The 26,466-nt window shown below is 61.9% G+C and carries 23 protein-coding genes and 1 pseudogene; 12 read left to right on the forward strand and 12 right to left on the reverse strand.

Annotated elements, in window-relative coordinates; translation table 11 throughout:
• Positions 1–7: 7 nt before the first annotated feature.
• The 3 genes from SJ05684_RS19490 to SJ05684_RS19500 all read right to left on the reverse strand — a co-directional run bounded on the left by SJ05684_RS19490 (position 8) and on the right by SJ05684_RS19500 (position 3,096).
• The gene (locus SJ05684_RS19490) at positions 8–538 is read right to left on the reverse strand and encodes a TadE/TadG family type IV pilus assembly protein (protein ID WP_034854464.1); all 531 of its coding nucleotides are present in this window, start codon (positions 536–538) and stop codon (positions 8–10) included.
• Entirely contained in the window at positions 535–1,944 is a 1,410-nt protein-coding gene (locus SJ05684_RS19495) for a TadE/TadG family type IV pilus assembly protein (RefSeq protein ID WP_034854463.1), read from the reverse strand. Before SJ05684_RS19495 ends, SJ05684_RS19490 begins: the two co-directional genes overlap by 4 nt.
• A 192-nt stretch (positions 1,945–2,136) precedes the next feature.
• The gene (locus SJ05684_RS19500; RefSeq protein ID WP_309546785.1) at positions 2,137–3,096 is read right to left on the reverse strand and encodes an AraC family transcriptional regulator; all 960 of its coding nucleotides are present in this window, start codon (positions 3,094–3,096) and stop codon (positions 2,137–2,139) included.
• A 793-nt stretch (positions 3,097–3,889) separates the two neighbouring features.
• On the opposite strand from SJ05684_RS19500, the gene SJ05684_RS19505 reads away from it, so the two are divergent.
• The gene (locus tag SJ05684_RS19505; RefSeq protein WP_034854461.1) at positions 3,890–5,443 is read left to right on the forward strand and encodes a putative bifunctional diguanylate cyclase/phosphodiesterase; all 1,554 of its coding nucleotides are present in this window, start codon (positions 3,890–3,892) and stop codon (positions 5,441–5,443) included.
• A gap of 369 nt (positions 5,444–5,812) precedes the next feature.
• Positions 5,813–6,265, forward strand: a complete 453-nt coding sequence (locus SJ05684_RS19510; RefSeq protein WP_034854460.1) for a helix-turn-helix domain-containing protein — start codon at positions 5,813–5,815, stop codon at positions 6,263–6,265.
• 21 nt (positions 6,266–6,286) lie between these two features.
• On the opposite strand, the gene SJ05684_RS30045 is transcribed toward SJ05684_RS19510, so the two are convergent.
• Positions 6,287–6,709 carry a hypothetical protein gene (locus SJ05684_RS30045; protein WP_162098809.1) on the reverse strand — a complete coding sequence of 141 codons (423 nt, stop codon included), beginning with the start codon at positions 6,707–6,709 and terminating at the stop codon, positions 6,287–6,289.
• Between SJ05684_RS30045 and SJ05684_RS19515 the strand changes: the two are divergent.
• Positions 6,669–6,872 (forward strand): annotated as a pseudogene (locus SJ05684_RS19515) (UbiD family decarboxylase); the annotation flags it as partial. The gene SJ05684_RS30045 and the pseudogene SJ05684_RS19515 overlap by 41 nt on opposite strands.
• A gap of 381 nt (positions 6,873–7,253) precedes the next feature.
• Positions 7,254–9,437, forward strand: a complete 2,184-nt coding sequence (gene katG / locus SJ05684_RS19520) for a catalase/peroxidase HPI (protein ID WP_034854457.1) — start codon at positions 7,254–7,256, stop codon at positions 9,435–9,437.
• A gap of 97 nt (positions 9,438–9,534) precedes the next feature.
• Here the strand turns inward: katG and SJ05684_RS19525 are convergent, their stop codons facing one another.
• Together SJ05684_RS19525 and SJ05684_RS19530 are read right to left on the reverse strand one after the other, a co-directional pair.
• Positions 9,535–10,068, reverse strand: coding sequence for a hypothetical protein (locus SJ05684_RS19525; RefSeq protein ID WP_050979992.1), 534 nt, complete (start codon positions 10,066–10,068; stop codon positions 9,535–9,537).
• 324 nt (positions 10,069–10,392) lie between these two features.
• Entirely contained in the window at positions 10,393–11,679 is a 1,287-nt protein-coding gene (locus SJ05684_RS19530) for a pilus assembly protein TadG-related protein (RefSeq protein ID WP_034854456.1), read from the reverse strand.
• A 197-nt stretch (positions 11,680–11,876) separates the two neighbouring features.
• On the opposite strand from SJ05684_RS19530, the gene SJ05684_RS19535 reads away from it, so the two are divergent.
• The 4 genes from SJ05684_RS19535 to SJ05684_RS19550 are packed head-to-tail and all read left to right on the forward strand — an operon-like array spanning position 11,877 to position 15,395.
• Positions 11,877–12,389 carry an A24 family peptidase gene (locus tag SJ05684_RS19535; protein WP_034854474.1) on the forward strand — a complete coding sequence of 171 codons (513 nt, stop codon included), beginning with the start codon at positions 11,877–11,879 and terminating at the stop codon, positions 12,387–12,389.
• A gap of 35 nt (positions 12,390–12,424) precedes the next feature.
• Complete coding sequence (gene cpaB, locus SJ05684_RS19540) at positions 12,425–13,216, forward strand: Flp pilus assembly protein CpaB (RefSeq protein WP_034854455.1); 792 nt, start codon at positions 12,425–12,427, stop codon at positions 13,214–13,216.
• A gap of 20 nt (positions 13,217–13,236) precedes the next feature.
• Complete coding sequence (locus SJ05684_RS19545; RefSeq protein WP_034854454.1) at positions 13,237–14,976, forward strand: AAA family ATPase; 1,740 nt, start codon at positions 13,237–13,239, stop codon at positions 14,974–14,976.
• On the forward strand, positions 14,973–15,395 hold the full coding sequence (locus tag SJ05684_RS19550; RefSeq protein WP_034854453.1) for a TadE/TadG family type IV pilus assembly protein: 423 nt from the start codon (positions 14,973–14,975) through the stop codon (positions 15,393–15,395). The genes SJ05684_RS19545 and SJ05684_RS19550 overlap by 4 nt, the downstream gene beginning before the upstream one ends.
• Positions 15,396–15,414: 19 nt before the next feature.
• On the opposite strand, the gene SJ05684_RS19555 is transcribed toward SJ05684_RS19550, so the two are convergent.
• Positions 15,415–15,912 carry a pilus assembly protein N-terminal domain-containing protein gene (locus tag SJ05684_RS19555; RefSeq protein ID WP_034854452.1) on the reverse strand — a complete coding sequence of 166 codons (498 nt, stop codon included), beginning with the start codon at positions 15,910–15,912 and terminating at the stop codon, positions 15,415–15,417.
• A gap of 274 nt (positions 15,913–16,186) precedes the next feature.
• On the opposite strand from SJ05684_RS19555, the gene SJ05684_RS19560 reads away from it, so the two are divergent.
• The 4 genes from SJ05684_RS19560 to SJ05684_RS19575 all read left to right on the forward strand — a co-directional run bounded on the left by SJ05684_RS19560 (position 16,187) and on the right by SJ05684_RS19575 (position 19,910).
• The gene (locus tag SJ05684_RS19560) at positions 16,187–16,348 is read left to right on the forward strand and encodes a Flp family type IVb pilin (RefSeq protein WP_034854451.1); all 162 of its coding nucleotides are present in this window, start codon (positions 16,187–16,189) and stop codon (positions 16,346–16,348) included.
• Positions 16,349–16,446: 98 nt separating this feature from the next.
• Positions 16,447–17,871 carry a TadA family conjugal transfer-associated ATPase gene (locus SJ05684_RS19565; RefSeq protein WP_034854450.1) on the forward strand — a complete coding sequence of 475 codons (1,425 nt, stop codon included), beginning with the start codon at positions 16,447–16,449 and terminating at the stop codon, positions 17,869–17,871.
• Positions 17,872–17,927: 56 nt separating this feature from the next.
• Positions 17,928–18,929 (forward strand): type II secretion system F family protein, encoded by a 1,002-nt coding sequence (locus SJ05684_RS19570; protein WP_034854449.1) that lies wholly within the window; start codon positions 17,928–17,930, stop codon positions 18,927–18,929.
• A gap of 9 nt (positions 18,930–18,938) precedes the next feature.
• Positions 18,939–19,910 (forward strand): type II secretion system F family protein, encoded by a 972-nt coding sequence (locus SJ05684_RS19575; RefSeq protein WP_034854448.1) that lies wholly within the window; start codon positions 18,939–18,941, stop codon positions 19,908–19,910.
• Between the two features lie 100 nt (positions 19,911–20,010).
• Here SJ05684_RS19575 and SJ05684_RS19580 read toward each other — a convergent pair whose 3' ends face one another.
• Genes SJ05684_RS19580 through SJ05684_RS19600 form a run of 5 tightly spaced genes read right to left on the reverse strand, consistent with a single transcriptional unit; the run spans position 20,011 to position 26,416 of the window.
• A complete protein-coding gene (locus tag SJ05684_RS19580) occupies positions 20,011–21,054 on the reverse strand; it encodes a chemotaxis protein CheB (protein WP_034854447.1) in 1,044 nt (347 codons plus the stop codon).
• Positions 21,055–21,061: 7 nt separating this feature from the next.
• Complete coding sequence (locus SJ05684_RS19585) at positions 21,062–23,182, reverse strand: hybrid sensor histidine kinase/response regulator (RefSeq protein WP_050979991.1); 2,121 nt, start codon at positions 23,180–23,182, stop codon at positions 21,062–21,064.
• Complete coding sequence (locus SJ05684_RS19590) at positions 23,179–24,804, reverse strand: methyl-accepting chemotaxis protein (protein ID WP_034854446.1); 1,626 nt, start codon at positions 24,802–24,804, stop codon at positions 23,179–23,181. The genes SJ05684_RS19585 and SJ05684_RS19590 overlap by 4 nt, the downstream gene beginning before the upstream one ends.
• Entirely contained in the window at positions 24,801–25,442 is a 642-nt protein-coding gene (locus tag SJ05684_RS19595; RefSeq protein WP_034854445.1) for a chemotaxis protein CheW, read from the reverse strand. The genes SJ05684_RS19590 and SJ05684_RS19595 overlap by 4 nt, the downstream gene beginning before the upstream one ends.
• Complete coding sequence (locus SJ05684_RS19600; RefSeq protein WP_050979990.1) at positions 25,439–26,416, reverse strand: CheR family methyltransferase; 978 nt, start codon at positions 26,414–26,416, stop codon at positions 25,439–25,441. The genes SJ05684_RS19595 and SJ05684_RS19600 overlap by 4 nt, the downstream gene beginning before the upstream one ends.
• Positions 26,417–26,466: the final 50 nt, after the last annotated feature.

Consider the following 26,466-nt stretch of genomic DNA (forward strand, 5'->3'; position numbering starts at 1 on the left):
AACGTCCTTAGAACGGTTCGTTGCGGAGCAATGCGGAAGCGCCGAGCAGGTAGCTACCGTCGGCAAGCGTATGACTCGAGAGCGAATAGAGATTGACGATCGGTGACCAGGGCAGGAAGGCCTGGACGAGAACATAGTCGCTGCCGCGGCCGATATCGAAGTTCTCGGTAATGGTTACCGTGCCGCTGCTGCCGATGGTTTTCATCGCGCCGCTGGATGTGGCGTCGTTCACCGTGTTGACGGCGACCAGAAGATTCTTCTCGCAATTGAGCACATAGGCGAGATTGCCGCAGATCTCCGCCTTGAAGCCGGATATACCCATTTTCCCCTCCGTCGCCTGTCCCGTCCTGATCAGCCGCGCGGCCTTGTGCACCGAAGCGTCAAGCGCCGAGTCGATGAAGAAGATCGCGCCGAGTTCGAGAATGCCGAAGATAAGAATGAAGAGGGGCAGCGCCACCAGCGCAAACTCGATCGCAGCGACTCCCTTCCTGTCGCGCAGCAGGCGACGCAGAAGCAGCATGGTTGGGCGCCTCTTCATTGGGTGAGTCGAACCGACGTCAGGTATTGTTTGAACAGGGTGGAGAGCCCGGCGACGATCTCTTCTTCGGAAGCGGCCGGGATATAAAGGTCGGCCGAGGAGGCGCAGTCCTGCAGCGCGATCGGGATATAGTCGTGGCGGCTGGTGCTGCTGCTGACGCCGCTGCGCAACTTGCCGCCCCAGGTTGACGTCCATTTGCTGCTTGACATCGACGAGTCGAGGGTTGCGTTGTATCCCCAGTCGAGCGGGACCTCGAGGTACTCCGTGTAAAGCACGGCCAGGGTTGCGCCATTATCTTTGAGATATCCGCACCAGTTCGGATTGAGCGGTGTGACAAGTCCCCACTTTGCGCCACTCTTAAACCGAATGCAGGTGCCGTACTTGTATTCGAGACAGGTCCAGTTCACGCCGGTGATCACCCAGTCACGATGGGACTGGACGCCGTCCGTCAGCAGAAGGACAAGCTTCAGAGGCGAGTTCGCCGAGGTGCCGTCGCCGGCCTTTCCGGCTCTCTTTTGCAGCGCCGCGAGGGCTGTATCGAAATCAGTCGAGACGGTGGACGTCGCGCTGGTGAGACCGCTGCCATCGTCCGACAGTTTCTTTCGCGCGGTACTGGTCGAATAGGTCGGGGCGAGGACCTCCGTGATCGTTTCCCCGAGGCCATAGAGACCGACCTTGATCCGCTTGTGGTCTTCATCGGCCTTGTCGATCATGTCAAGCACCTCTTCGACCGCATCGAGCGCAACGTCGGTGCGAAGCTTCACCCCGAGTCCCTTGATGTAGTCATAGTAGGTCTTGGCGATCTGCGGGCCGGTCTTGTTCTCTTTGACGGGGTCGCCGGTGCTGTGGCAGGCGAACTCGCAATTTATGTTGGCATCGGCGCGCAATTGCACCTGTCCCTCGGGCGTGGCCGCCAGCAGCATCGAGGGGGATTTGTCGAGGACGATATAGACTTCGAGATGGGAGGTTGCGGGGCCTTCGATGGCGCTGACAACGCCCACGGGGACACTGTTGATATTCGCCAGGGTCATAAGCGTGGTGGGTACCGTGCCGCTGGCTGAGGCCCTGATCGTATGCCCGTCCTTGTCCACCTTGATTTCGGTCAGGTCGTAGGTGGAACCGCTCTTGTCGGACTGGGCGTCGAACCAATTCTCGATCTTCTTGACGAGTTTGTCTTCGTCGTATTCGTCGATCTGCTTGATGGCGGCGACGAGCGCGGCGTCGAGGTCCGATTGCATCTTGCTCTGGACGTTGTAGGCGCGCGTATAATCCAGGCTGGCGCCGACCGCGAGTATCATCGGCACGAGACAGACCGCCAGAGTAATGGCAACATTGCCGCTCCTGTCGCCGAGGATTGCCGCCGTTCGCCCGCCGATATGCCACAAGAAGCCGAAACCAAGACGCATGAATTTGATGACCGATAGAGTTTCTTCGCAAACGGATGGTTCACGGCAAAACATTATCCAGACGTAAATTAGCGGCCAGTTCCTCTAGCCGAATGACGCAGAGATATCCGGAGTGCGCAGGAAAATGAAACTTCGCTTGGATTGGCAGGGGCAGGGGTGTCGCGAAGCCGCGCGCCCGCCCGAACCGCGACTTTAGCCCCGCGCTTTCTGCGAAGAGGACCCGAGCCCGCGCACATTATGCTGCCTGACCGTCTCGGAGGGTGTTTGGCCAAAGGCATCATGATAGACCGCAGAGAACCGGCCCATGTGGGTGAAGCCCCAGGCTCGCGCGACCTGGGCAATTGAGAGCAAATTGGCCGCATCGGAAAGCGTCTTGTGGGCACCCTCGAGTCGCATCTGGCGCAGATAACCGAGGGGCGTGGTTCCCTTGAACTGTTGGAAAGCCGCCTGCAGCGCACGCACGCTCGTGCCGGCCTCCTGTGCGATGTCGGCGACGTTCATGGGCTGCGATATATTTGCGACCATATATTCGATCGCCCGCTTCAGATTGCGCGGCATGGCCGGCGAGACTGGCCGGTGCAATCGCGCGCTATAGTTGTGCGGGACCGATTCCAGGATCATGGCCATGGCCGCCTGGAAAAGGTGGGAGGTGGCGCTCGAAGAGACACGGTCGCCGTCCTCGGTGTCGAAGCAATTCCAGAGCAGGTTGCCGAGAGACGCCAGGCGCGAACCCGCCGGCGACGCCATGTCCACCGTAGCGCACATGTCGATGTCGTCCAGAATGGGGGAGTCCAGCATTTGGCTCAATTGGCCGACCATTGCCGCCTTTTCGAAGGCAATGCCTATGTGACCACGGTTTTCGTGCAGCGTCAGCTTGTCGAAACACGCCACGTTACCGACCAGCGCTGTCCCGGGAATGGAGATCAGTTGCCTTCTGCCGACGTCCACCGCCAGCGCGTTGGCGATAGGAAGATAAAGGACATAGACCTCCGGTGGTCGCGAGAAGCTCACGCTCATGCCGGAATGACACTTGCCGGACCAGATGCTGAAAGGTCCGGAATCATAGTGCCGGCCCTCCACCAATATGCGACCGCCCTTCTCCAAGGGCTCAACCTTGGCGGGCGAAAGCGTTCTTGCATAATGTTCCGTCATTTCGTCGGCGTCTGCTTCGACGATCCGGAACCCGATGCGTTGATTAACGTACCTCATTCGAGTACCAAAGTGGGCGCCGCTCCTTGAGCGAGCGCTTCGGATGACAAGGCGCCGAAATGGACACTGAACTCACGCCACCTCCTTTCAGCCCGCATACGCCGCGGCCCGCAATTGTCACACGAAGTAAGCGTATATTAGCGCTGCCGTAAACTATCCTTTGGTGTAGGTCCTATCCGCAGCGCGCAAGAAACAGCCAGAATTGGCAAAAAGCTGCGGGCGGGCTGAAGCTGCGGTACGCGACGCGATGAGTAAGCCGAATCCTACCTCCAACAGCCGACGCGGGCCGACTTCTATCAGTTTCGCGCCGAACCTATCCATTTCCCGACGGAGATTTCCGGCCGCCCCTGGTTGGCAAGCTCGCGTTAAGTTTTATGGCTGCACTATGTCCCAACGGGCAAGGAATGCCCTCGTTCCAATCCGTCGGCCGAAACGACGGCTGGATGGGCGTCTTTGCTGCGCGGCGACGAAACGCGAGTTGTTGCGCGGCAGTCCCGCTTGGCAGCGACCGGAATGACACCGGATAAACTCCAATCATTCAGAATACTTCCAAGCGTGCAAGTGCACGCTTGCGCCTTTTTCAATGGGGAATTGACATACCTCTTTTTCGACAAAACATCGATCGCGAAGCTCGGGCAGAAGATCATCTTCGGCGTGATGCATGCCCGAAGTCGCGCGTCCATGTTGCGGTGGCTGCGCACGGCCGGAGCGAGGCACATCCTTGAGACGGTTGGTCATGAAACGATACTTGCGCCGCAGAGCTTTGTGGGAGGCTCTTGCCCTTGTGCTGGTGGGCGCACTTCTCTCCTATCTTTCCTGGGCCTATCACGTCCACCGGCTGATGGACGAATTGATCCACGAGCACGGCCACGAGGGTTTTGCCGAGGCGATCCCCGCGATCGTGATCATTGGTATCCTTGGGCTTGTATACGGAGTCTCCAGGATCAGGGCGCTGCGCCACGAGGTCCACAAACGCCGCCTTGCGGAAGAGCACGCGAATTGGATTGCCAGGCATGATGTCCTGACCGGCCTTCCGAACCGGCATCAGCTTGCTGAATTTTGCGCACGGCTTCCGGCAAAAACCGAGGAGAAGAGTGCAAAATACGCCGTGTTCTCTGTCGATCTCGACGGCTTCAAGAATGCCAACGATCTCGTCGGCCATGGCGGCGGCGATCAGATCCTGCTCACCGTCGCTCAACGCCTCCAGGAAGTCTTTGCCGGCGAAATGATCTGTCGCGTCGGTGGAGACGAGTTCCTCGTATTCGCAAGGAGGGAAGGTTTCGATCCGGCCGCCTGCGGACGGCGCATAGTCGGCGCTGTTTCGATGCCGATCCTGATCGGCAACACGCGCGCTGAAATCGGCGCGAGTGTCGGCTACGCCCTCTATCCCGATGGTGGGTGCACCATCGACGACGCCATCCGTCAATCCGATGCCGCGTTGTATGCGGCAAAGCGCAGCGGCAGAAACACGGTCCGGGCTTTTGATGAGGCCATACGGCAGAGCCTTGCCAAGCGCCTGGAGATCGAGACCGCGCTTCGCCAGGCCATCAGGGACCATGCGATCCGACCCTATTACCAGCCACTCATAGACTTGAGGTCCGGCGAAATCCGCGGGTTCGAGGCACTGGCACGGTGGGAAACGAGCGACGGTCGCTTCATTCCGCCATCCGATTTCATCGAAGTCGCGGAAAGCACCGGCTTGATCACGGAGCTCTCAGAGCAGCTTCTCAGGGCTGCATGTGCCGACGCGCGATCATGGCCGGCGCATGTCCATCTGTCCTTCAATCTCTCGCCCACGCAGTTGAACGATCGTCTCCTGGGATTGCGGATCGTCCGCATCCTCATGGAGGCGGGGCTGTCTCCGAAGAGGCTCGAGGTGGAAATCACGGAGAGCGCATTGATTCACAATTCGGCGGCGGCGGAGACGATCCTGTCCGACCTGCACGAGGCGGGCATCAGCGTGGCACTGGACGATTTCGGCACCGGCTATTCCAGCCTCTCGCAGCTTTCGAAATTCAAGTTTGACAAGATCAAGATCGACCGCAGCTTCGTGACCGATCTCGAGCATGACGACAAACAGGAAAAGATCGTTCGCGCCATTCTGGGCCTAGGACAGGGCCTCGGCATCGCGACGACGGCCGAGGGCATCGAGGACGAAGGGCAGCGCATCAACCTCCTGGAAATGGGGTGCGATTGCGGCCAGGGCTATCTGTTCGGCAAGGCGGTGCCGGCGGCCGCGATTCCCGGTCTGCTTGCCGGCGCTTCGAATGCAGTCGCGGCTAAGGCCTGAGCGGCGACCACAGGTCATGTCCGCCGCGGGCACGTTGCGGATGGAAATGCGAGGTACCGATCCGGCCGCATCTTCACGGGCGTATTTGGTCGTGGTGGGACTGTTCATAGGGTCGAAAGCATTGGCGGCTGCCGCATCGCTATCTCTGCTGCAGAAAAGCATCGTCTTCGGGACATGCTTTGCGCTAACCGGATATCGGTCAGGTTCTTTTCGTATGACTTTTATATCCGGTCCGACATATTCAATAGAGGCATGATTTAAAGTTGAAATTTAGTCTCGCCCAGGTCGGATTGTGCCGTTGGGGAGGCTTTCCAATTGGCGTCTGTGTGTCAAACGCGCTGGCGCTCGAAACCTTAGAATGAGGCAATAATGCAGGTAACTCAGGGGCGACCGAACAAGAAAGAACCTCGCGCAATCGACATACATGTCGGTAACCGCATCCGTTTGCGCAGACTGGCGTTGGATTGGAGCCAGACCAAGCTCGGCGAAGCGCTGGATGTGAGCTTTCAGCAGGTGCAGAAATATGAAAAAGGCCTCAATCGCGTGGGTGCCAGTCGACTCCAGCGTGCGGCAGAGGTGCTCGGCGTCACGGTTTCCTATTTCTTCGAAGGTGGTCCCGAGGGGGCCAAGGATAGCCAGCAGGATCCGGCAATTGCCTCGAGCGACGAGATGCTGCAGTTCCTGGGGACGGAGGAGGGCGTTGCGCTCAATCGCGCCTTTGCACGCCTGAGCGACGCGCAGGTGCGCCGGAGGATCGTGGCGCTCGTCAAGGCGCTTGCGCCCACGGAACCCGAATTCGTGCCACGGGAAGCAGCGGAATAGGGATCGGCTAAGTGCGCCCGCCTAGTGCCGGATGAGGAAAAGTGCCCCACGCGCCAACTTCTTAGAATCGATCACGTTCATGATTTTAGGTCGATCCGACCTAAAATCATCGTGATCTAGCGCAAACAGCGCCAGGCGGAGCCGCTGACCGATGCGTTGGCGCCACACGATCGCGACCCTCAAGGCGGCGTGGTGTAGCGTGCTTCGGCCCTGAGGAGGTCGTTTAGAAATTGTGCGTCCGTGCTGGCGGCAGAAGAGATATCTGCGAAAAAGCAGGCTCGCGTCCTCGACCACACCGCCGTCCGGCTCTCCCGTTTCAATTGCACTCAAATCCGGAAGCAGTTCCAGGAGGGCGGCGATCGAATATTGCCGGTCCTGGATCACGAGTAATCGTCGGTTTTCGTGGTCGATGCTGCCGCAGTTCAAATACACGAAGCTCATCATTGCCGTTGATCTGGATGTGGACGTCAGGAGTTGGGCGGATATCATCTGGGCGCTTTCGACCCGCTTCGACGCCAGCCGAGACATAACACTCCTTCATAACACGCCAATCGACTACCTCGACTTCGCCTCGCCGAAGCGGGTGCTCGGCGGCGAGCTCGGGCTGTGAAGGTCGCGCCCTGTTCGATGCGAACGCTGGCGGCGCGTGCCAGTGACCTCATCGGACAGCCGATCGCGCTGCTGGCGACGGCGTGGAATCCATAGGTCAACGCGCGGGGCTCCCCCGGCGCCAACTGCGGCCTTTCCCTTGCCTCACCAGGGGGAGCAGACCGGGCAGCGCGCGGCGATAATTTCAGCTTATCGCGACGATCGGCAATTCCAACTTAATTCTATCGTCCGCTTCCGATATGAATGATTGCAAGGGAGGACGCACATCGGCCCCGCGTTCTCTGTCTCGACGGATCGGGTCTAATGGCGCAACTGAATCGCGCGACGACAGACAGTGCTCTTCCTTTGAATGGCAGATATCAAGCAACAGGAGAAAGTCATGGACACGGAAACCGAAAGCGCGAGCAAATGTCCCGTTGCGCACGGCGAGAGGGGCAGAGGCAGATCGAACCGCGACTGGTGGCCGAACCAACTCAACGTCCAGGTTCTTCATCACCAGTCTGGCCTCGCCGACCCACTGGGCAAGGCGTTCAACTACGCCGAGGAGTTCAAGAAACTCGATCTCGACGCGCTGAAGAAAGATCTTCATGCGCTGATGACGGACTCTCAGGATTGGTGGCCGGCCGACTTCGGTCACTATGGCGGCCTGTTCATCCGCATGGCCTGGCACAGCGCCGGCACCTACCGCATTACCGATGGCCGCGGCGGTGCCGGTCAGGGCCAGCAGCGTTTCGCGCCGCTCAACAGTTGGCCGGATAACGCCAACCTCGACAAGGCTCGCCGTCTGCTGTGGCCGATCAAGCAAAAATATGGCAACCAGATTTCCTGGACGGATCTGATGATCCTGACCGGCAACGTCGCGCTCGAATCCATGGGCTTCAAGACCTTCGGTTTCGCCGGGGGCCGTGCCGATGTTTGGGAACCCGAGGAACTCTACTGGGGGCCGGAAGGCACCTGGCTCGGTGACGAGCGCTATAGCGGCGAACGGGAGCTCGACGATCCGCTCGCCGCCGTGCAGATGGGGCTCATCTATGTCAACCCGGAGGGCCCGAACGGCAACCCCGACCCGGTTGCTGCCGCCCGCGACATCCGCGAGACCTTCGCCCGTATGGCGATGAACGACGAAGAGACCGTGGCGCTGATCGCCGGCGGCCACACTTTCGGCAAGACCCATGGTGCTGGCGATCCGTCCTTCATCGGTCCTGATCCGGAAGGCGGCGCACTTGAGGATCAGGGTCTTGGCTGGAAGAGCACGTTCCGTACCGGCGTTGGCCCGGACGCGATAACGGGCGGACCGGAAGTGATCTGGTCGCAGACGCCGACCCGCTGGAGCAATCACTTCTTCGATAACCTGTTCAATTACGAGTGGGAACTGACCAAGAGCCCGGCCGGCGCCTATCAATGGAAGGCGAAGAATGCCGAGGCCTCCATCCCGGACGCGTTCGACGCATCGAAGAAGCGTGTTCCGACCATGCTGACTACGGACCTTTCGCTCCGCTTCGATCCGATCTATGAAAAGATCTCGCGCCGCTTCCTCGAAAACCCGGATCAGTTCGCCGACGCCTTTGCCCGCGCCTGGTTCAAGCTGACCCACCGCGACATGGGCCCGAAGGTCCGTTACCTCGGCCCCGAGGTGCCGGCCGAAGACTTGATCTGGCAGGACGTCATCCCGGCCGTCGACCACCCGCTGGTAGACGAGAGGGACGTCGCCGACCTCAAGGCCAGGGTCCTTGCGTCGGGCCTCTCGGTACAGGAACTGGTTTCCACCGCCTGGGCCTCCGCCTCCACCTTCCGCGGTTCCGACAAGCGCGGCGGCGCCAATGGTGCGCGCATCCGCCTTGCACCGCAGAAGGACTGGGAGGTCAACCGGCCGGTGCAGCTTGCCAAGGCGCTCTCGGTCCTGGAAGACATCCAGAAGGACTTCAACGCCGCCCAGAGCGGCGGCAAGAAGATCTCGCTTGCCGACCTGATCGTGCTTGCGGGGGCTGCTGGTGTCGAGAAGGCGGCGAAGGCCGGCGGTCACGACGTGATCGTGCCGTTCACCCCCGGTCGCATGGATGCTTCCGAAGCACAAACCGATGCCGCGTCTTTCTCCGCGCTGGAACCCCGTGCCGACGGTTTCCGCAACTATTTGAGCAGCCGCCGCCAGTTCATGAAGCCGGAAGAGGCCTTGGTAGACCGCGCCCAGTTGCTGACGCTGACCGCACCGGAAATGACGGTTCTCGTCGGTGGACTGCGCGTCTTGAAGGCGGGCGAGCCCGAGCACGGCGTCTTCACCTCACGTCCTGAGGCGTTGACGAACGATTTCTTCGTCAACCTGCTCGACATGAGCACGAAGTGGTCCCCAATTGCCGGCAAGGAGGGCGTCTACGAGGGCCGCGACCGCAAGACCGACGAATTCAAGTGGACCGGCACCCGCGTCGACCTGATCTTCGGTTCGCATTCGCAGCTGCGTGCTGTGGCGGAGGTTTATGCTCAGGCCGACGCCATGGAGAAGTTCGTTCAGGACTTCGTTGCGGCTTGGACCAAGGTCATGAACGCCGATCGTTTTGATCTTGTCTGATCGGTGACCTTCGCTTGGCGTGGCTTTCAACCATGCCTCGTTTACGCGTCGCTCAACCTGTTGCGGGAGGTAAACTCCCGCAACAGGCCCGCCAGAACTACATGTTCTGGACGATGTTGCAGAGTTGCGCGACCGACATCACGCCCCCAGCACCCGTCGATGCCGATGGGTCGGCCGTGCCGGCGGTTGTTCCCGTCGTCGTGCTTGCGGTGGTCTCGCCCGAAGCCGTGCCAGCGGTGCCGCCGGTTGTCGTGTCGGGGGTCGTGCTTGCTGTCGTATCGTCCGACGGCGTGGTCGTGCCGGTGGTCGTGCCAGTACCGGCCGCTGCGGTCTGGACGGTGTTGCAGTCCTCTTTGACCTGGTTTTGCTGTTCCGCCGAGAGTTGAGCCCAGTTGGTCCTGATTTCCTCTTCGCTGCGCAGCGACGTCTTGGACGGATCGGTAAACAGCGCGTCCGCGATCGGGCCGGTCCAATCCGCCGTCGCGTCTCTCTCGGCTTGCGTCATCTGCAACATATCGGTGCCGGTGGCAGCCGGATCTGCGCCGGTCGCCGATCCGGAGGTATCCTGAGCGATGGCGGCCGATGCCATGGCCATGGAGATTGCGCCAGCCAGCAGGTGAATCATTCTCATGTGCATATCCTTCCTTTGCTTTTGCACCGTGATCACGGTTGCTCCGAACCGGCCGATGCGTGGAAGGTTCCGCTTCGTCTCAATGATTTTTCACGACTACCGATTCCCATCGTTCGGATGGTGGGGAGAGAGCTTGGTGCCGGGGTCAAATTCGTCGCCCATCCGTCGCCCTGGCAGATCGTCGCTCAAGCGGTCCAAGCGTGTTGGTGTCCGGATGACACTTCCTGAGTCAGCGCACGTTGCGGTTCCCGTGTCCCAGCCAGCGGCGGTGCAAATTCCCCGATTGGCAGTCAGTTAGCGGGAGGCCCTAACGTGAATGGCGTTTTACTCGATCAGCGAGACCGTCCGACCGACCGTAATCTCCTTGGTCGGGGAAGCGCAGGTGCTCAATGCGGAATTGCCGGTGAAGGTAATCCGATCAGCGACAATCTGAGTGCAGCCGCCGGAAACCGTCGTGTTGCCGGTAAATTCGATGTGTCCGGTCGGCGCATAGAGATTGCCGTCGAGTGACCATTGCGAGTTGCCGGTGATCTGGTGGACCACCCCCGCATCGCGGCGGCTCCCGAAGAAGAGAAGCCCGGAAAAAGGGCCGCTGGTGGGGGCGGAGAGATCGACGTCTGCGTTACCGAGCAGCTTGGCAGCCGCCGAATTGGTGAAATAAAAGGTGATGCCGTCGCCCGACAGATTGGCCCCGGCGGTGATCGTAAGCTCTCCGCCGTCGATGACGTAGAGGCCGGGTTTCAGGGCAATAGTGCCCTTGATCTCCAAACCGCCGCAGAACCTGATCGCGTCGATTCCGCTTGCGAGCCGATCGAACGTATAGGTGGAAGTGGATATATGGGCCAGTGTACGGCAGGGCAGCTGTTGCACGTGCAATTTGTCGGGCTCAACGACGGAGGCAAAGGGATCGGCAGTCGGCGGCACGCCTTCCACGGGCGCCGAACAGCCGGTGAGATGGAGGCCCGTGGTGATGACCGCCTCGCCGACGGTGTAGACGCAATCAGTCGAAAGGAGGGCGCTGCCGCCCTTCATCAAAAAGGCGTCGGCGGCATTTGAATTGGAGACGACGCTGCATCCGGATAGGTTGATTTCCGTTGAGCCCGTGACCGTCACCGCGCCTGGCGCGGAACCCGATAGGGCCAGCACGCAAGCCTTCGAGCCGCCCTTGATCTCGGCGACTGCTCGGGCAGCAAGGACGACCGGATCCGTGGAAAAGACAGACGAGAACATCCTTTCATGCGACTCGCTCAGTTGCACCGTCACCTTGGTGCTTCCCGCGCTTGCGTCGGCCATGGTGCCGACGGTCAGGTCGCCGGGCGAATAACCCGAGGCACGCGCGATTCTCAGCGCCGTGCTTTCGAGCTCGGTCTGCCCGTCTCCCGCCCGATGCCGAACGGCCGCCGCATGTGCGGAAACGTCCGCGGCGTGCTGCAGCTTGCGCTGTTTCTGATACCAGAAGCCCGTCTCCGCCCCGAGCCCCATCGCCCCGATGAGGACCGGAAACGCTATTGCCGCTATCGCCGCTACCGCGCCGCGATCGTCCCTCAGCCATCGACGCGATGGGTTGGGAAGGCGGCGAACTGATGTCTTGCCGTCGAAGGTGTCGTGCATGGCGAAATCCTGATGCTTCAGGGTGGACGATATAGCCCGGGGCGGGAGGCCACGCGATTCGTCCTGATGGCCTAGTCCGAGCCGAGTCGCGGAATTTCATTACGGCTAGGCCATCAGGTCGAATGGCGATTTCGACGTCCGAAGGGCACATTTCGCAGGACTTGAAAGCGGTCCACCGACTTCGAAAGGCACCGATGATGATCTCCACCTATGCTGCTTGGCTCGCGTCCATTCTGTTCGCCGGAACGATGACCTATGCCGGCGTCAAAGATGTCGCGACGATGACGATTTCCAACCGTCTCGTGGCTGTGCTGGCGATCGCCTTTGCCTTGCTTGCACCGGCTGTCGGCCTGGACGTCGCGACAATCGCTTCGAGCGTCCTCGCCGCCTCGGCCGTTCTTGCCTGCAGCTTCGCCTTTTTCGCCTTGGGCTGGATCGGCGGTGGCGATGCGAAGCTTCTTCCTGTGGCAACGCTCTGGCTCGGTGCCGACCTCGCGCTTCCGTTTCTGGTTTACGTCTCGGTGATCGGGGCGGCAGTGACGGTGGCGCTCATTCAGTTCCGCCGGGTGCCTCTGCCGGTAGTTCTTGAAAAGCGCGACTGGTCGAGCCGGCTGCACGAGCCTCAATCGGGGATCCCGTACGGGGCGGCCATGGCTCCGGCGGCCTTGCTCTTGCTGCCTGAGAGCCACTGGTTCTCGGCCCTGCTCTGATCCGACACATTAACGATAAGAGATGAGGTAGCCCAATGATCCGCTTTGCCATCCTCCTTTTTGCGCTCCTCTCGGGTGGAGTGGCTTCCTGGCTGGCGCTCGGCGCTGCCGGCGCGCCCGCAGCGGCCGTCATCGAGCTGCCGCCACGACCGGACCAGGAAGTGCTGGTTGCCGCCACGGACCTCGCGAGAGGGGCGACGCTGGAAGAGACCCATCTGCGCTGGCAGACTTGGGAAGGCGATATCCCGCCGGTGTTCATCAGCCGCCGTGCGCGTCCCGACGCGATTGCTTCGCTTCAGGGCATGCTCGCACAAAGCGGCTTCGTCTCGGGTGAGCCGATCCGTGAAGACAAGCTCGCCGAACGCGGCAGCGGCTTCCTTTCAAGCCTGCTGCCCTCCGGGAAACGGGCGATCGCCGTCCGAGTAACTGCGGAGAGCACCGCTGGCGGCTTTATTCTGCCAAACGACCACGTCGATGTTATCCACACCGTTGCTCGTCCGGATTCGTCCGGCGGGGAGGGCAAGGTCGTCAGCCGCGCGATCCTTTCCAATATCCGCGTGCTCGCGGTCGACCAGACGGTCTCGGAAGGGGCTGACGGCACGTCGGTCATCGGCAAAACGGCTACTCTCGAGGCAGACCCCGAGCAGATCGCAACCATTGCCGCTGCGGAAGCTTCCGGAACAGTTTCGCTGGCATTGCGCGCACTTGCCGACAATCACGAACCGCCGCTCGTGGAAACGCAGGGGCAGCAAAGGGGGGTCGTGCGCATCGTCAGCGGGGGCCGCACCTCCATGGTCGAAGTTCCCTTCCGTTCCAACGGCACTTGATCTCACGGGTACCCGGAAACATGAAACAGCTCGGCAAAGAAATCCAACACATGGCCACGACCGCGGTCCCGGTCCCACCGCTTTCCGTCCCAAAGGTCGAGATCGCCGTCTTCTGTCGATCGGAAGAGGTGAGAACCGCAATCCGAACGGCAGCGCTCGACCGCCGCATGACCCGTGCGGAGGTAACGATCAAGGAAGGAGGCATAAAGGAGGCGACCGCCCTCTATGGCGGCGTCACCTCGCCGAACCTCGTCGTCGTGGAAGACAATGGCGGCGAGGACCCGTTGATGGCGGCGCTCGAAGCACTGGCGGTCGAGTGTGTCACCGGCACCAAAGTCGTCGTGATAGGCCGGTCCAATGATGTCGGTCTCTATAAGAAGCTGCTGGACGCCGGCGTCAGCGATTATCTCGTCTCGCCGCTGGAGCCACTGGATTTCGTCGCGGCGGTTCATCGCTGCTATCGGGATAAGGCCGAAGAAAAGCTCGGCCGCATCGTCGCGTTCGTCGGCGCGAGAGGCGGCACCGGTTCCTCCACACTCGCGCACAACGTGGCGCTTGCGATGTCGAAGCGTGCGGAGGTCGACGTGCTGGTGGCCGACTTGGATCTCCAGTTCGGTACCGTCGGGCTCGATTTCGACGTGGAGGCAGCACAGGGCATGGCAGAGGTTCTCAGCAGCCCGAACCGTCTCGACGACGTGCTCCTGCGGCGCCTCGCCGTCCAGTATACGGATCGCCTGCATCTTCTGCCATCCACTGCCGACCTCAACAGGTCCTTCGCGCTGCAGGAGGAGCACATCGATCATCTCCTGGACGTTGCCCGGTCAAGCGCGTGGCACATCGTCGTCGACCTGCCTCACATGTGGACGCGATCGACCCGTAAGATCCTGCTGGAGGCCGACGAGATCGTCATCACCGCGACGCCGGATCTGACCAGCATGCGTAATGCCAAGAACCTGGTCGAATTCCTGAAGGCTGCGCGGCCGAACGATCCACCGCCCAGGCTGGTGCTGAACAAGGTCGAGACTCCGAAGCTGCCGGAGATCAAGCCGCGCGACTTCGTGGCAGCGGTAGGACTGGAGGAAAGCGTGTGCATCCCGTTCGATCCGCAGCTCTTCGGCAAGGCGGCGAACGACGGTCGGCTGGTCGTCGAGACGGCACCCGACTCCAAAGCCGGACGGGCCATCGGTTCGCTTACCTGGCGCGTCGGCGGTACGAGGGAACGACGCACCCCGCATAAGGGGCTCAAGGCTCTGATTCATGGGCTTGGCAAATGGCGCGGCACTTCATCCGCACTTCGCAAGAAGGTAGGCGAGCTCCGAAAGTCAGAGACGGGCGTCTCGGCCGTTGAATTCGCGTTGATTGCGCCGGTTCTTGCATTCGGGCTTATCGCCGCTGCAGATGTCGGCCTCGCGCTTCACGAAAGGATGACGATCGACCATGTGCTACGGGCGGGGGCGCAGGTCGCGATGGCCGATCCCGGCGCGGTGCAGGTGCAGAATGTGCTGCAGTCGACGCTTGCAAAAAGCGCGACGCCGGCGGATGTGACGCTCACGCCGGTCGCGCGCTACTGCGCATGCCCCGAAAACGCCGACGTGATGCCTGAGGCCGCGCCGGATTGCGATGTCACGCCTTGCGCGAACGCGGCTCCGCAACTGGTCTTTTATCGTCTGGAGGCGGTGAAGGCCTATCAGCCGATGTCCTTACCGGAAGTTCTGCCGGCCTTTCAGCTTAGCTCCACGATGCAAGTGCAAGTGCGATGAGGCTGCCGTTCACAGTTCGTCGCGCCTGGCGGTGCCAGGCGGGCGCCACAGCGGTCGAATTTGCTCTCGTGGGCCTTCCGTTGCTCCTGCTCGTTTTCGGAATCATCGAATTTGGCCGCGCCTTTTATGTGCGCAACGAACTCTCCTATGCCGCCGACTTCGGGGCTCGCCGCGTGTTGATTGGCCAGGTCGCCCCCGAAGCAACCGATAGCGAAGCCCAAGCGAAGATCGAAAGCGCCGTGCGCGAGAAATTCGACAGCGGTGATCCGTCGCTGCTGGAGGTGGCCGTCGGGAAGGAAACCGTGGACGGGATTGCGTTTCGCGTGCTCTCGATCCGTTATCCCTTGGCGCTCTTTCTCCCCGGATTGAGCGAGACGCCCATCATGCTCGAACTGACCCGGCGCATCCCGATCGGCTGATTGGACCTCTGCCGAACCTTCACGGCTCGTCGACGCCCGACATATCGCCGCCCTCGATGGTTTGCGGCAGCTCGGCGGGCGGCGCCGGAATCACGTCGCCCGGAACTCGATCGCATCGTTCCGTGCAGCTATAGGTCGCCTGTCCGTTGCCCTCATGCACCGTGATGAGGCGCCCGCCCGCCGCGACCACTTCGAGCACGAGATTGGCAACTTCAGTGCCCTCGGAGTCCATCACGATTAGATTGGTTGATCCAGGCGCCTTGCCGGTGAGAACCACCGTCCTGTCGTCACTGAGCGTCGCCTGGGCAATGGCGGGATTGCCGATAATGACGGTTCTGGCGGGCCGGTCGAGGAAGAGCGGCCTCGCGAAGTCGACGACTACCTTGATCACGCCATCCGTCTGCCGGACGGGACCTTGCGCGGTTGCGGCCCCAGGGGGGTCTTCCTGAGCGTGAGCCGCACCAATCGCGGTCAAGACCGCCATGGTGAGAACAGGCCATTTCACGCTGATCCGCATCGGACCACTCCCAATCCCAGATTGATGGACGGATTATCCGTCCGGTTGATGAGCTTACACAATAGCACCAACCAAGTCAGCGTCGATCGGACTAGGCCGACAGGCCGATTTCATCCGGAAGTGGTATCGGCCATCAGGCTGAATGGATCAAAAGGGTTAACAAAGTCTATATGAAGGCCACACAGCAAGCGGGAAACGAAGGCAGAACCCGGCCCGGCCTGTGATGCCGAACCTCACGTCGGCGCAACCTCAACCCACTTGAAGGATCGACCCCATGAAAAATCTTCTCGTCCGTTTCGTCCGCAACGAATCCGGTGCCACCGCCATCGAATACGGCCTGATTGCTGGCCTGATCGCAGTCGTCATCATTGGTGCGGTGACCATCGTCGGCACCGATGTTTCGGCCGTGTTCACCAGCATCTCCACCGCCATCTGATCGGCGATCCGCAGTCTATGGAGAGCAAGGCGGAGAGATGACCGTCTCCGCCAGCTCGCTGCAAGGCCCCCCAAATTGCTCAAGGCATGGCGATATCGATGTTCGGCAAGAAATCCCTATCGGAAGAAAATGCTCTTGAAACGGCAATCCAGCCGGAGGCGCCACGCGAACCGCAAGCGGTGCCTAGCCCAATTCAGAAACCGGCCGCTCCTCCCGCTGTCGTCCAGGCTGAAACGTCCCAACAATATTACAGCCTTAAGAAGGAAATCTTCAACGCGCTGATTGCCACCATCGACGTGGCGGCGCTGTCGAACATGGAGGGCGAAGAGGCGCGCCGGGAAATCGGCGTCATCGTCGACGATATCGTCGCGGCCAAGAAGGCCGGCCTTTCCAAGGCCGAGCAGAACGACCTGCTCGAGGACATCTGCAACGACATTCTGGGTTATGGCCCGCTCGAGCCGCTTCTGGCGCGCGACGACATTGCCGATATCATGGTCAACGGCGCCAGCCAGGTCTTCATCGAGGTTGGCGGGCGCGTGCAGGAAACCGGCATCCGCTTCCGCGACAATGAGCAGCTCCTGAACATCTGCCAGCGCATCGTCAGTCAGGTCGGCCGGCGCGTAGACGAGGCGAGCCCGATCTGCGATGCGCGTCTTGCCGACGGCTCGCGCGTCAACGTCATTGCGCCTCCGCTTTCGATCGATGGGCCGAGCCTGACGATCCGTAAGTTCAAGAAAGAGAAGCTGAAGCTCGACCAGCTGGTGCGGTTCGGCTCGATTTCGCCGGAGGGCGCCGAGATCCTCAAGATTATCGGCCGCGTGCGCTGCAACGTACTGATTTCCGGCGGCACCGGCTCCGGCAAGACGACGCTTCTGAACTGCCTGACCGGTTATATCGATCACGGCGAGCGTATCATCACCTGTGAGGATGCTGCCGAACTGCAACTGCAGCAGCCGCATGTCGTGCGGCTTGAAACGAGACCGCCGAACATCGAGGGGCTTGGTGAAATCACCATGCGCAGTCTCGTCAAGAACTGCCTGCGCATGCGGCCGGAGCGGATCATCGTCGGTGAGGTGCGCGGACCGGAGGCCTTCGACCTGTTGCAGGCGATGAACACCGGCCATGACGGCTCGATGGGGACGCTCCACGCCAACTCGCCGCGCGAGGCGCTCTCGCGTATCGAGGCGATGATCACCATGGGCGGGTCTTCGTTGCCGGCCAAGGCCATCCGCGAAATGCTCGTCTCCTCGGTGGACGTGATCGTCCAGGCGGCGCGTCTGCGCGACGGTTCGCGCCGTATCACCCACATCACCGAAGTGCTCGGCATGGAAGGCGACGTGGTGACGACACAGGACCTCTTCGTCTACGACATTCTTGGCGAAGACGCGAAAGGCAACGTCATCGGGCGGCATCGCTCCACCGGCATCGGTCGCCCGGGCTTCTGGGACCGCGCCCGCTATTACGGTGAGGAGGCGCGGCTCGCCGCGGCGCTCGACGCTGCAGAAACAAAGGCTGCCGCTTAGGCTATCGATGCATTCCAACGCGCAGGAAACTGCAGCACGCAGAAGAGGTTCGACCCATGCTGAGCTCTGCGCTCTTTCCAGTCCTGGTGTTCCTCCTTGCATCGACCTCCGTCGGCGGCCTGATGCTGGCCGCGCTCTATCCGCGCGCAGCCAAGGCCGGCGCCTACCGGCAGAGATTCGATCGCTTGGCAGGCAGGGCAGAGCTCAGGCGGATGGAATCCGTCAATGAGGATGCCCGCGACCGTCGCCGCTCGGTGGAAAAGACGCTGCGCGAAATAGAAGAGAAGCAGAAAGCCAATGCGCGCAAAAACGGCAGGCCGAAGCTCGCCGTCAGGCTTCGCCAGGCTGGGATCGGGTGGTCGATCAGGACCTATTGGCTTGTCTCGGTCGGCGCGGGCCTTGCCACCTATGTCGTGATGCTGCTTCCGGGGTTTGGCGCCCTGACGACTGCGGGCTTTGCGCTCGCGGGCGGTCTTTTGCTGCCGCATCTCTATGTGAACGGCAAGCGCAAGGGACGGCTGAAGCGGTTCGCCGACGAGTTCCCGAACGCCGTCGACGTGATCGTCCGCGGCTTGAAGGCAGGCTTGCCGATGACCGATTGTCTGCGGGTGATCGCGGCCGAGGCCGGGGAGCCGGTCAAGGGTGAATTCGTCATGGTTGCGCAGGACCAGACGCTCGGCCTCCCCGTCGACGAGGCAGTCCAGCGCATGGGCGAGCGCATTCCGCTTGCGGAGGCAAATTTCTTCGCGATTGTCATCGCCATCCAGAGCCGCACCGGCGGCAGCCTCTCCGAAGCGCTCGGAAACCTCTCCAAGGTGCTGCGCGAGCGGAGGAAAATGAAAGCCAAGATCAAGGCCATGAGTTCGGAGGCGAATTCCTCCGCCGGCATCATCGGTGCATTACCGTTCTTCGTCGCCGGCGCGGTCTATCTCATCAGCCCGGACTACATGACGCTCCTGTTCACGACGCCTGCCGGAAAGTTGGTGCTTGTCGGCTGCGCGCTGTGGATGAGCATGGGCATCTTGGTGATGCGCAAGATGATCAATTTCGACTTCTGAGGAACCGGCATGAATATCGGCGCCCACATTCCCGACCCGGAGCAGCTTTCCGCGATGATGGCCGGCCTCGCCGTCTTCACCGCCGTCGTTTCCGTCTCCTGGCCCTACATCTTCCGCGACACGCTTGCCGAACGGATGCGCAAGGTGGAGAGCGAGCGCGAAGGCATCCGAAAGCGCGAGCGTAGTCGCCTCAATGGCGAAAAGAGCAAAGTCTCCCTTCGTGCCAAACCCAAGCGCCTCTTCAAGGCGATCGTCGATCGTTTCAACCTCGCCAGGCAAGCGGAGGACGGGGAGATCGTCCGCAGGCTGAGCATGGCCGGCTATCGCGGCCATGCCCCTGTGACGACCTTTCTCGCCGTCAGGCTGATCGCGCCGTTCGTCATATTCGCGGCCGCTCTCCTATATCTCCTGCTCGTCATCCGGCCGGATGTGCACTTGCTCATGGTTGTCGCCGTGGCTGCCGGTGTCGGCTCATTCGGCTATTTCGCTCCGGCGATCTTCATCAGGAACAAGACCACCAAACGGCAGCAGGCGATCCGCCGATCCTGGCCGGATGCGCTGGACCTGCTGCTGATTACCGTCGAATCCGGCATGGGCATCGAAAGCGCCCTTCGCAAGGTTGGTGAGGAAGTCGGCGCGCAGTCGCCGGAAGTCGCCGAAGAGGTCCTTCTGACCACGGCAGAGCTTTCTTATCTGCAGGACCGGCGTCAGGCCTTCGAGAACCTGGGACTCAGGACCGGCGTCGAGGGCGTGCGCGCCGTCGTGACCAGCCTGATCCAGGCGGAAAAATATGGCACGCCGCTCGGCCAGGCGCTTCGCGTGATGGCACAGGAGAACCGCGACATGCGCATGAGCGAGGCGGAGAAGAAGGCGTCGGCGCTGCCACCGAAGCTGACGGTGCCGATGATCGTTTTCTTCCTGCCGGTTCTCTTCGCCGTGATCATCGCGCCGGCTGCCATTCAGATCGCCGCCATGCCATGAGTTGGGGGAGGGTCGGTTGCGGCGCCGCGCGCAAGGGTCGAGCGTTCGCGGCGCCGCAGTCGCCTGTGCTTTTGTGACGGGTGCATGAGACCGTCGCGGCCTACGAGGCGTTCGCTTCGCCTTGCGCCAGGGCTACGATTTTCTCGCCTATGCGATCAAGTGGCAGCACGAAATCGACGACGCCCGCACCGATCGCCGATTTCGGCATGCCGAACACAACGGAGCTCGTCTCGTCCTGGGCGATTACCTTGCCGCCCGCTATGCGCAGCGCCCGAAGTCCTCCCGTGCCGTCGCTTCCCATACCCGTCAGGACGACGGCAAGAGACTGGGCCTTGAAGGCACGTGCGATGGAGGCGAAGAGATAGGAGCCCGATGGCTTGAAGCCGTCCACCGGCGCATCGTCAGATACGCTGATGCGCAACTGGCCGGAGACGCCGAGTTGTAAACCATCCGGCGCAAGATAGGCTGTCCCCGGCCGCAACCGATCGCCGTCGGTTGCAACCTTGACCCTCAATGGGACGCTTGCGTCGAGCGAGGCGGCGACCCCGTCTATGAACCCGTTGGACATGTGCTGTACGATCAGGATTGGGGCCGGCAGGGTAGCCGGAAGCCGCATCAATATGGACCGGATTGCAGCCGGACCGCCCGTCGAGGCGGCAATCCCGACGACGCCTATCGGCGCCTGGCGGCCGCCATTGCCGGCGTCGTTGCGACCGGCCTCCTTTTTCGGCCACTGCCGTACCACCTTGACCTGGGCCATCGCTTTGATCGTCGCCAGGAATTTCTCCGCCACCGCCGTGTCCAGACGCCCGTCCACCGGTCGAGGCGCCGGAATGACGGCGAGCGCGCCCGCTTCGAGAGCGCGTGCAGAGACCGTCCCAAGCGCCGCACCGTCTTCCCGCGATACCATGACGATCGGGGCGGGCGCCGATATCATGATCTGCCGGACCGCCGCGTCACTGTCCTGCTCACTGAGCCTCAGCTCCATGGTCACGATGTCGGGCGAAAGCTCCCGTGCCAGCCTGACCACTTCGGCATTGCTGCGCGCGACACCGACAAGGACGGTCATACCATCTGCGCCGACAGCTTTCTCGGTTAGTTCCTGAAGGTCGAGCCTCGACGTGGCGAGCAGGATGCGAACCATCGATGCCTCAGCCAACTCGCCTCACGGTTTCGAGAAACTGCTGCGCATCGAACTGGCCCTTCGTCACGTAGGCGCTCGCGCCCAGCTTCAAACCCTGCAGTTTGTCTTCCGGCGCTTCTCGGCCGGTGAAGAGCACGATCGGCACGGCCGAAAGCCGTTCGGAACCCCTGATCGCCTTGGTCAGTTCGAATCCATCCATATTGGGCATGTCCACATCCGCTACGACGATGTCTGCGCCGTGGTCGCCGAGATGTGCCAGGGCCTCCGATCCGCTGGCCGCTATTGCAACGTCGTATCCCCCTCGCTCGAGGATTAGCCGGACGAGCGTTCGGATATATTGCGAATCGTCGACGACCAGTACCTTGCGGCGCACTGCCTCCGTCGTCTTCTCCAGGAACTGTTCGGGCGTCCCAGTGCTCTCCATGGCGGCCTCGATAAGTGCGGTCGTGTTGAGGAGCAGTGCGATCCGGCCATCCGGCATGATCATGCCGCCGCAGTAGCGGCGAACCCGCGCAAGGCGGGCCCCAAGCGAGCGCGCAAGCAGTTCCTGTTCCCCCTCGATTTCGTCGACGAGAACGACAGCCTGTCTACCTCCCGCTCCGATAACCACGGCTGGCATAGACTCTCTCGCGGGTATTTCTGATGTCGTCCGCAGACCGAGCCAGCCGGCGAGATCGACCACCGGCAGTTGCCCGTCCCCGGTCGCGGCGACAAGCCGCTCCTCCTCCACCGCGAGTTCGTGCGCAGAAACTCGAATCACGCGCTCGACAGAGGAGGTGTCGATAGTGAACACGTGTCCTGAGACCACCACTTCAAGCGCCCGCACAGTGGCGAGCGTCAGGGGCAATGTGAGCATGAACGCCGTCCCACCTTCTGCGAGCGGCGCCACGGTCGCCGTGCCGCGCATTCCCTCGACGGCGCCTCTGACGATATCGAGCCCTATGCCGCGGCCCGACAGGATGGTGACATTGGGCGCCGTGGAAACACCCGGCTTGAAAACGTGCTGAAGGAGTTGCCCATCGCCGTTCAGTCCAGGCGAATCCGCGTCACCAACAAGCTTGCGCAGTGCTGCTGAATCGAGGCCGCGGCCGTCGTCCTGCACGACAACCTTGACCCGGTCTCCCGTGACCGATGCCGAGACGGTCACGAGACCGCGTTCCGGCTTGCCGGCCGCTTTTCGCTCCGTGGGCGGCTCGATGCCGTGGGCGATGGCATTGCGGACCAGGTGCCGGAGTGAGTCCTGGAGTCCGGCCAGTATCGAACGGTCGATCTCGATGTCTCCGCCTCTGACCTCCAGGCGCGCCGCTTTGCCTGTTGCAGCCGCCATGTCTCTTATGACGCGCGTCAGGCCCTGGCAGGCTTCGGCGAAGGGCTGGGTGCGAGCGTGCCGCACCTCCTGGCCAATTGCGGTGAGGGCGCTATGCATCAGCCGCGCATCACGGCGCATCGAAGCGGCAAGGGTGCGCAGGCCGGCTTCAATGCTGGCAGCTTCCCCTTCGGGACGGTCCTGCCGGGCATGAAGCCTTCTTGCGGTTTCTCTCAGAAGTGACACCTGTTCGGTATGCCGCCGCATTGCCGCATTAAAGGACAAGAGTTCACCGCTCCTGTGAAGCAGTGCGTCAAGCCGCTCGGCCGAGACGCGCATCGAGCCATCCAAGTCGGTCGAGCGAAAGGGAACGGCCAACTCGGCGTGAGGTGCTGACAATGCCGGCTGCCGAACCACATCCTCGTCGCCGGGCGCTAGTGTTGTTTCCCCGTCGTGAACAAGCCTCTCCAACTGCTCGGTCGCGGGCATTTCGCCACTTGCCAATTGCCGGCCGGCTTCCGCAATCGCGTCCGCTGCCTTGAGAAGCCGGTCGAGTTGACCGGGGTCGAGCACGCGGCCCTCTTTCCCGGCCTTGGCGAGGACTTCCTCCATCCAGTGGCAGGTGGATTCGACACTGCGCACTTGCACAAGACCAGCGGCGCCCTTGAGGCTGTGAACGGTCCTTAGAAGCCTCTCCTGCAAGTTCAGTTCGCCGGTCTCCTCGATCGCCATCAGCATTCGCTCGATGTCCGCGGCGCGTTCCTGCACCTCGTGCGTGAACATTTCCAACAACTGCTGGTCGAGTTCTTCGGGGTTCATCATCTGAAGTTACCAAAATCCGCGAGCATGTCCCTCAGTCTGGACCCGAGCTCGTTCAAGTCCTTCGCAGCTTCTTCCGCCTGGCGAATGGCCGAGAGGTTCTGGCTGCTCGCCTGGTCGATGTAGTGCATTGCGTCGTGTATCTGCTTCATGCCAGCTTTCTGTTGGCCCGCCGAGGCGGCGATCTGCGCCACCGAGCGGGCGGAATCGGCGATGATCGACTCGAGTTGGCGGATCGTTTCGCCGGCCTCTCGTACGGTGTCGAGCGCACGGCTGACGCCTTTCGTCCCCTCCTCGGCGCCGACCACGGCGGTATTGGTGGACTTCTGGATATCAGTCAGAATCCGGCGGACGCGAGTGGTCGCGGATTTGGACTGGTCAGCAAGCGCCCGGATTTCGCTCGCGACCACATTGAACCCTCTGCCGTGCTCACCGGCGCGGGACGCCTCGATTGCCGCGTTGAGTGCGAGAAGATTGGTCTGGTCGGCGATCTCGGCCACGACCGAAACGATCTCACCGATCTCGAGGCTGTTTTCGGCGAGTGAAAGAATGTCGCCGGCAATCGCCTCCGTCCGGGCGTTCACCGTCTTCATCATGGTGACCGTGTCGTCTAGCGCCCTGCGGCCCTCGCTGCTGACGGTCACGGCCGCTTCATAGGAGGCCGACACCTGCTGTGCCCGCTGCGCCGCCTGCTCCGCCGTTTGAAGCACGTCATCGACACTTGCGACGGTTTCGGCCACGGCGGAAGATTGCTCGCGCATGCCCTCCACCTGCTGCGTCGTTCCGGCGAGGATCTCGGCCGCCGAGGAGGAAAGGTGCTGCGCCGTCTCGGAAATGGTGGCGAGCAGTTCCTCCAGCCTCTCCCGGTCGTCGCGCTCATTTTCGATCAAGCCCGAAAGCTTGCTGGTTACGTGATTGAAGGAGAGACCGAGGAGTGCCAATTCGTCGCGGCCCTCATAGGCAGCTCGTCGCTCAAGGTCCCCGGCGCTCACTTTCTTGGCGACCTCCACCAGTGCACTGGTCCGGCGGGCGAAGTGCCGCAGCACGGTGAGGACGAGGAAGAGCAAGATCACGGCCAACCCGGATAAGACGAATTGCAGCAACTGCGATTTCTGCAGCCGGGTTGTCGCGGCGTCTTCGATCGAATCTATCTTCTCGTTGACGACGGCCGCGTAGGTTCGGACCTGCCGGTCAAGTTCGTCCAGTGCCGCCCGTCCGGGCGGGCTCTGGTCAATCGCGCGCTCGATTAGGGGGCGCACTTCCTCTGCCCAACGCTGCTGAAGCTGCCTCAACTCCGCTAGGGCTTGCGGATCGGCTTCGATTCCCAGGTGGCTTTCTCCGGCGGTCAATCGCGCGAGCATCTGTTCATTGCGCTGCACCAGGTCACGAAGCTCGGTGACGGTAGCCGCCCGATCCGGCCCTTCGGCAACCGGCAGGCGGCTCACCAAATAGAGGATCTGATAGAAAGCGCGTTCCCTGCTCAGCGACGCCGTTGCGGAAAGGTCCCTGCGCACTCTCTCCAGGGCGAGATAGCTCGAGGCGACCAGAAGGGCCGAGACCGCCACAAACATCAGCATCGCTACACCCAGCTTGCCGTAAAGGCTATGCCTCCAGGAAACGCTCATTGCGCGTCGTCCTCCGCCTCAGGGCTGGCTTGATCGTCGCCAAGGAAAAGCCGGCGATCGTTAAAGAGAAGCGGAGCGTCGATCACGACGGTTCCATCCCCCGCGATCGCCTGCGCCCAAGGGAGTTCCATCCCCTCAGTCTTGGCGGGCGCAAGCGTTTCAAGCGCGATTTCTCTCAACTCCGGGGTGGTCTCGACCAGAACCAGGAATTCGGCCTGCTCCTTGCCGCAGACCAACGCCCAAGCCGTATCGCTCGGCAAGGCCGGCGAAAGGTCGAATAGATCGCATAAATCGAAGACCGGCAGCAATTGACCGCGCCGGTCGTAAACGCCGCGAACATAGGGCTGCAATCCCGGAATCGGGCTTAAGCGCCCGATCGGGACAATCTCGCAGATATAGTGCACATCCAGGGCGAGGCGGCAGCCCGACAGCTCGAAAGTGGCGACTTTCAATACCTCGGCCGGACCGTCGTTCGGCATCCCGTCGGAATCGGTTGCGGGGGAAAACCGTGCCTCTCGGTCGGCTCCCGGGCCGGCCGAGCCGAGGAGCGCTTCCGTCTGCTCGATGGCCGCGGCTATGCGCCGCTTCACATCCTCCCAGTCGATCATGCCGGGTTTGGAGAGCACAGGTGCCGTCATCGGCTATTTTCCTTGGGGTGCCGCGCTTCGTTACCGGTGGCGCGGCTAGCATCGGTCGGGAAAACCCTCTCGGCGCCGGCTTGGCGAGCAACGTGCATGGGCTTTCGGTAAACGAGACCGGCACCGGTCGTCGCGGTTTGAAAGGAGGCGTACTTCCAGAGCGGAGGATCGGTCGGAGCTGTCAGCAGCCATCCGCCCTCGGCGAGGCAGGTGAACAATTCCTCCGCGACCCGCATGAGGTCGGCGGCGTCGAGATAGACGAGCACATTGCGGCACAGGATGAGATCGAAGCCGGCCAAACCGCGGTCGGGCGCAGGCAGCGTGTCGAAGCCGAGGTTCAACCGGGTGAAGCGGACGCTCCGCGCCACATCCGTCCTGAGCCTGTAGCGGTCACCGCATTGCAGGAAGTAGCGCCGTTTCAGATACTCGCCCGTGTCCCGTAGCGACCACTCACCATATTCCGCTTCGACAGCTTCCGCGATCGCCCTTATCGATATGTCAGAGGCCGATATCCGCGCCGGGTACCCGTCCTCCGCGCAGAGGATGGCGAGCGAATAGGGCTCTTCTCCGCTCGCACAGCCGGCGCTCCAGATCCGAGCTGGGGCTCCTGCTCGCCTCCGGCACAAGCGCGGGAGAATCGTGTGGCGCAGCAACTCGAACTGCTTGGAATCCCGGAAGAAATGGGTTTCCCGTACGGTGGCCTCATTGAGAACCTCCTCCCGCAGTGCGCCATCGGCCGCAATACGATCCCGCAGACGTTGTGGATCGGTAATGCCGTGCCGGCTCATGACCCGCTGGACCGCTGCAGCGAGTGCCGGACTGCGTGACGTTGTGACGCTGAGGCGCATCTGGCGTGCGATTTCCGCGGCGACGGCATCGGTGATGGATGCGTCGATCGTGCTTTCAGGGCGGATGCTCCGGCCCGCTTCGGAGGCTAATCGGGGCTCCCTTATTTTCGTTCCGCCTCGCTGCATTTCTGGTCCACATCGGTTTTCGTTGCTATCTACCTACGTCCTGGCATGCA

Source organism: Sinorhizobium sojae CCBAU 05684, from assembly GCF_002288525.1.
Lineage (GTDB): Bacteria > Pseudomonadota > Alphaproteobacteria > Rhizobiales > Rhizobiaceae > Sinorhizobium > Sinorhizobium sojae.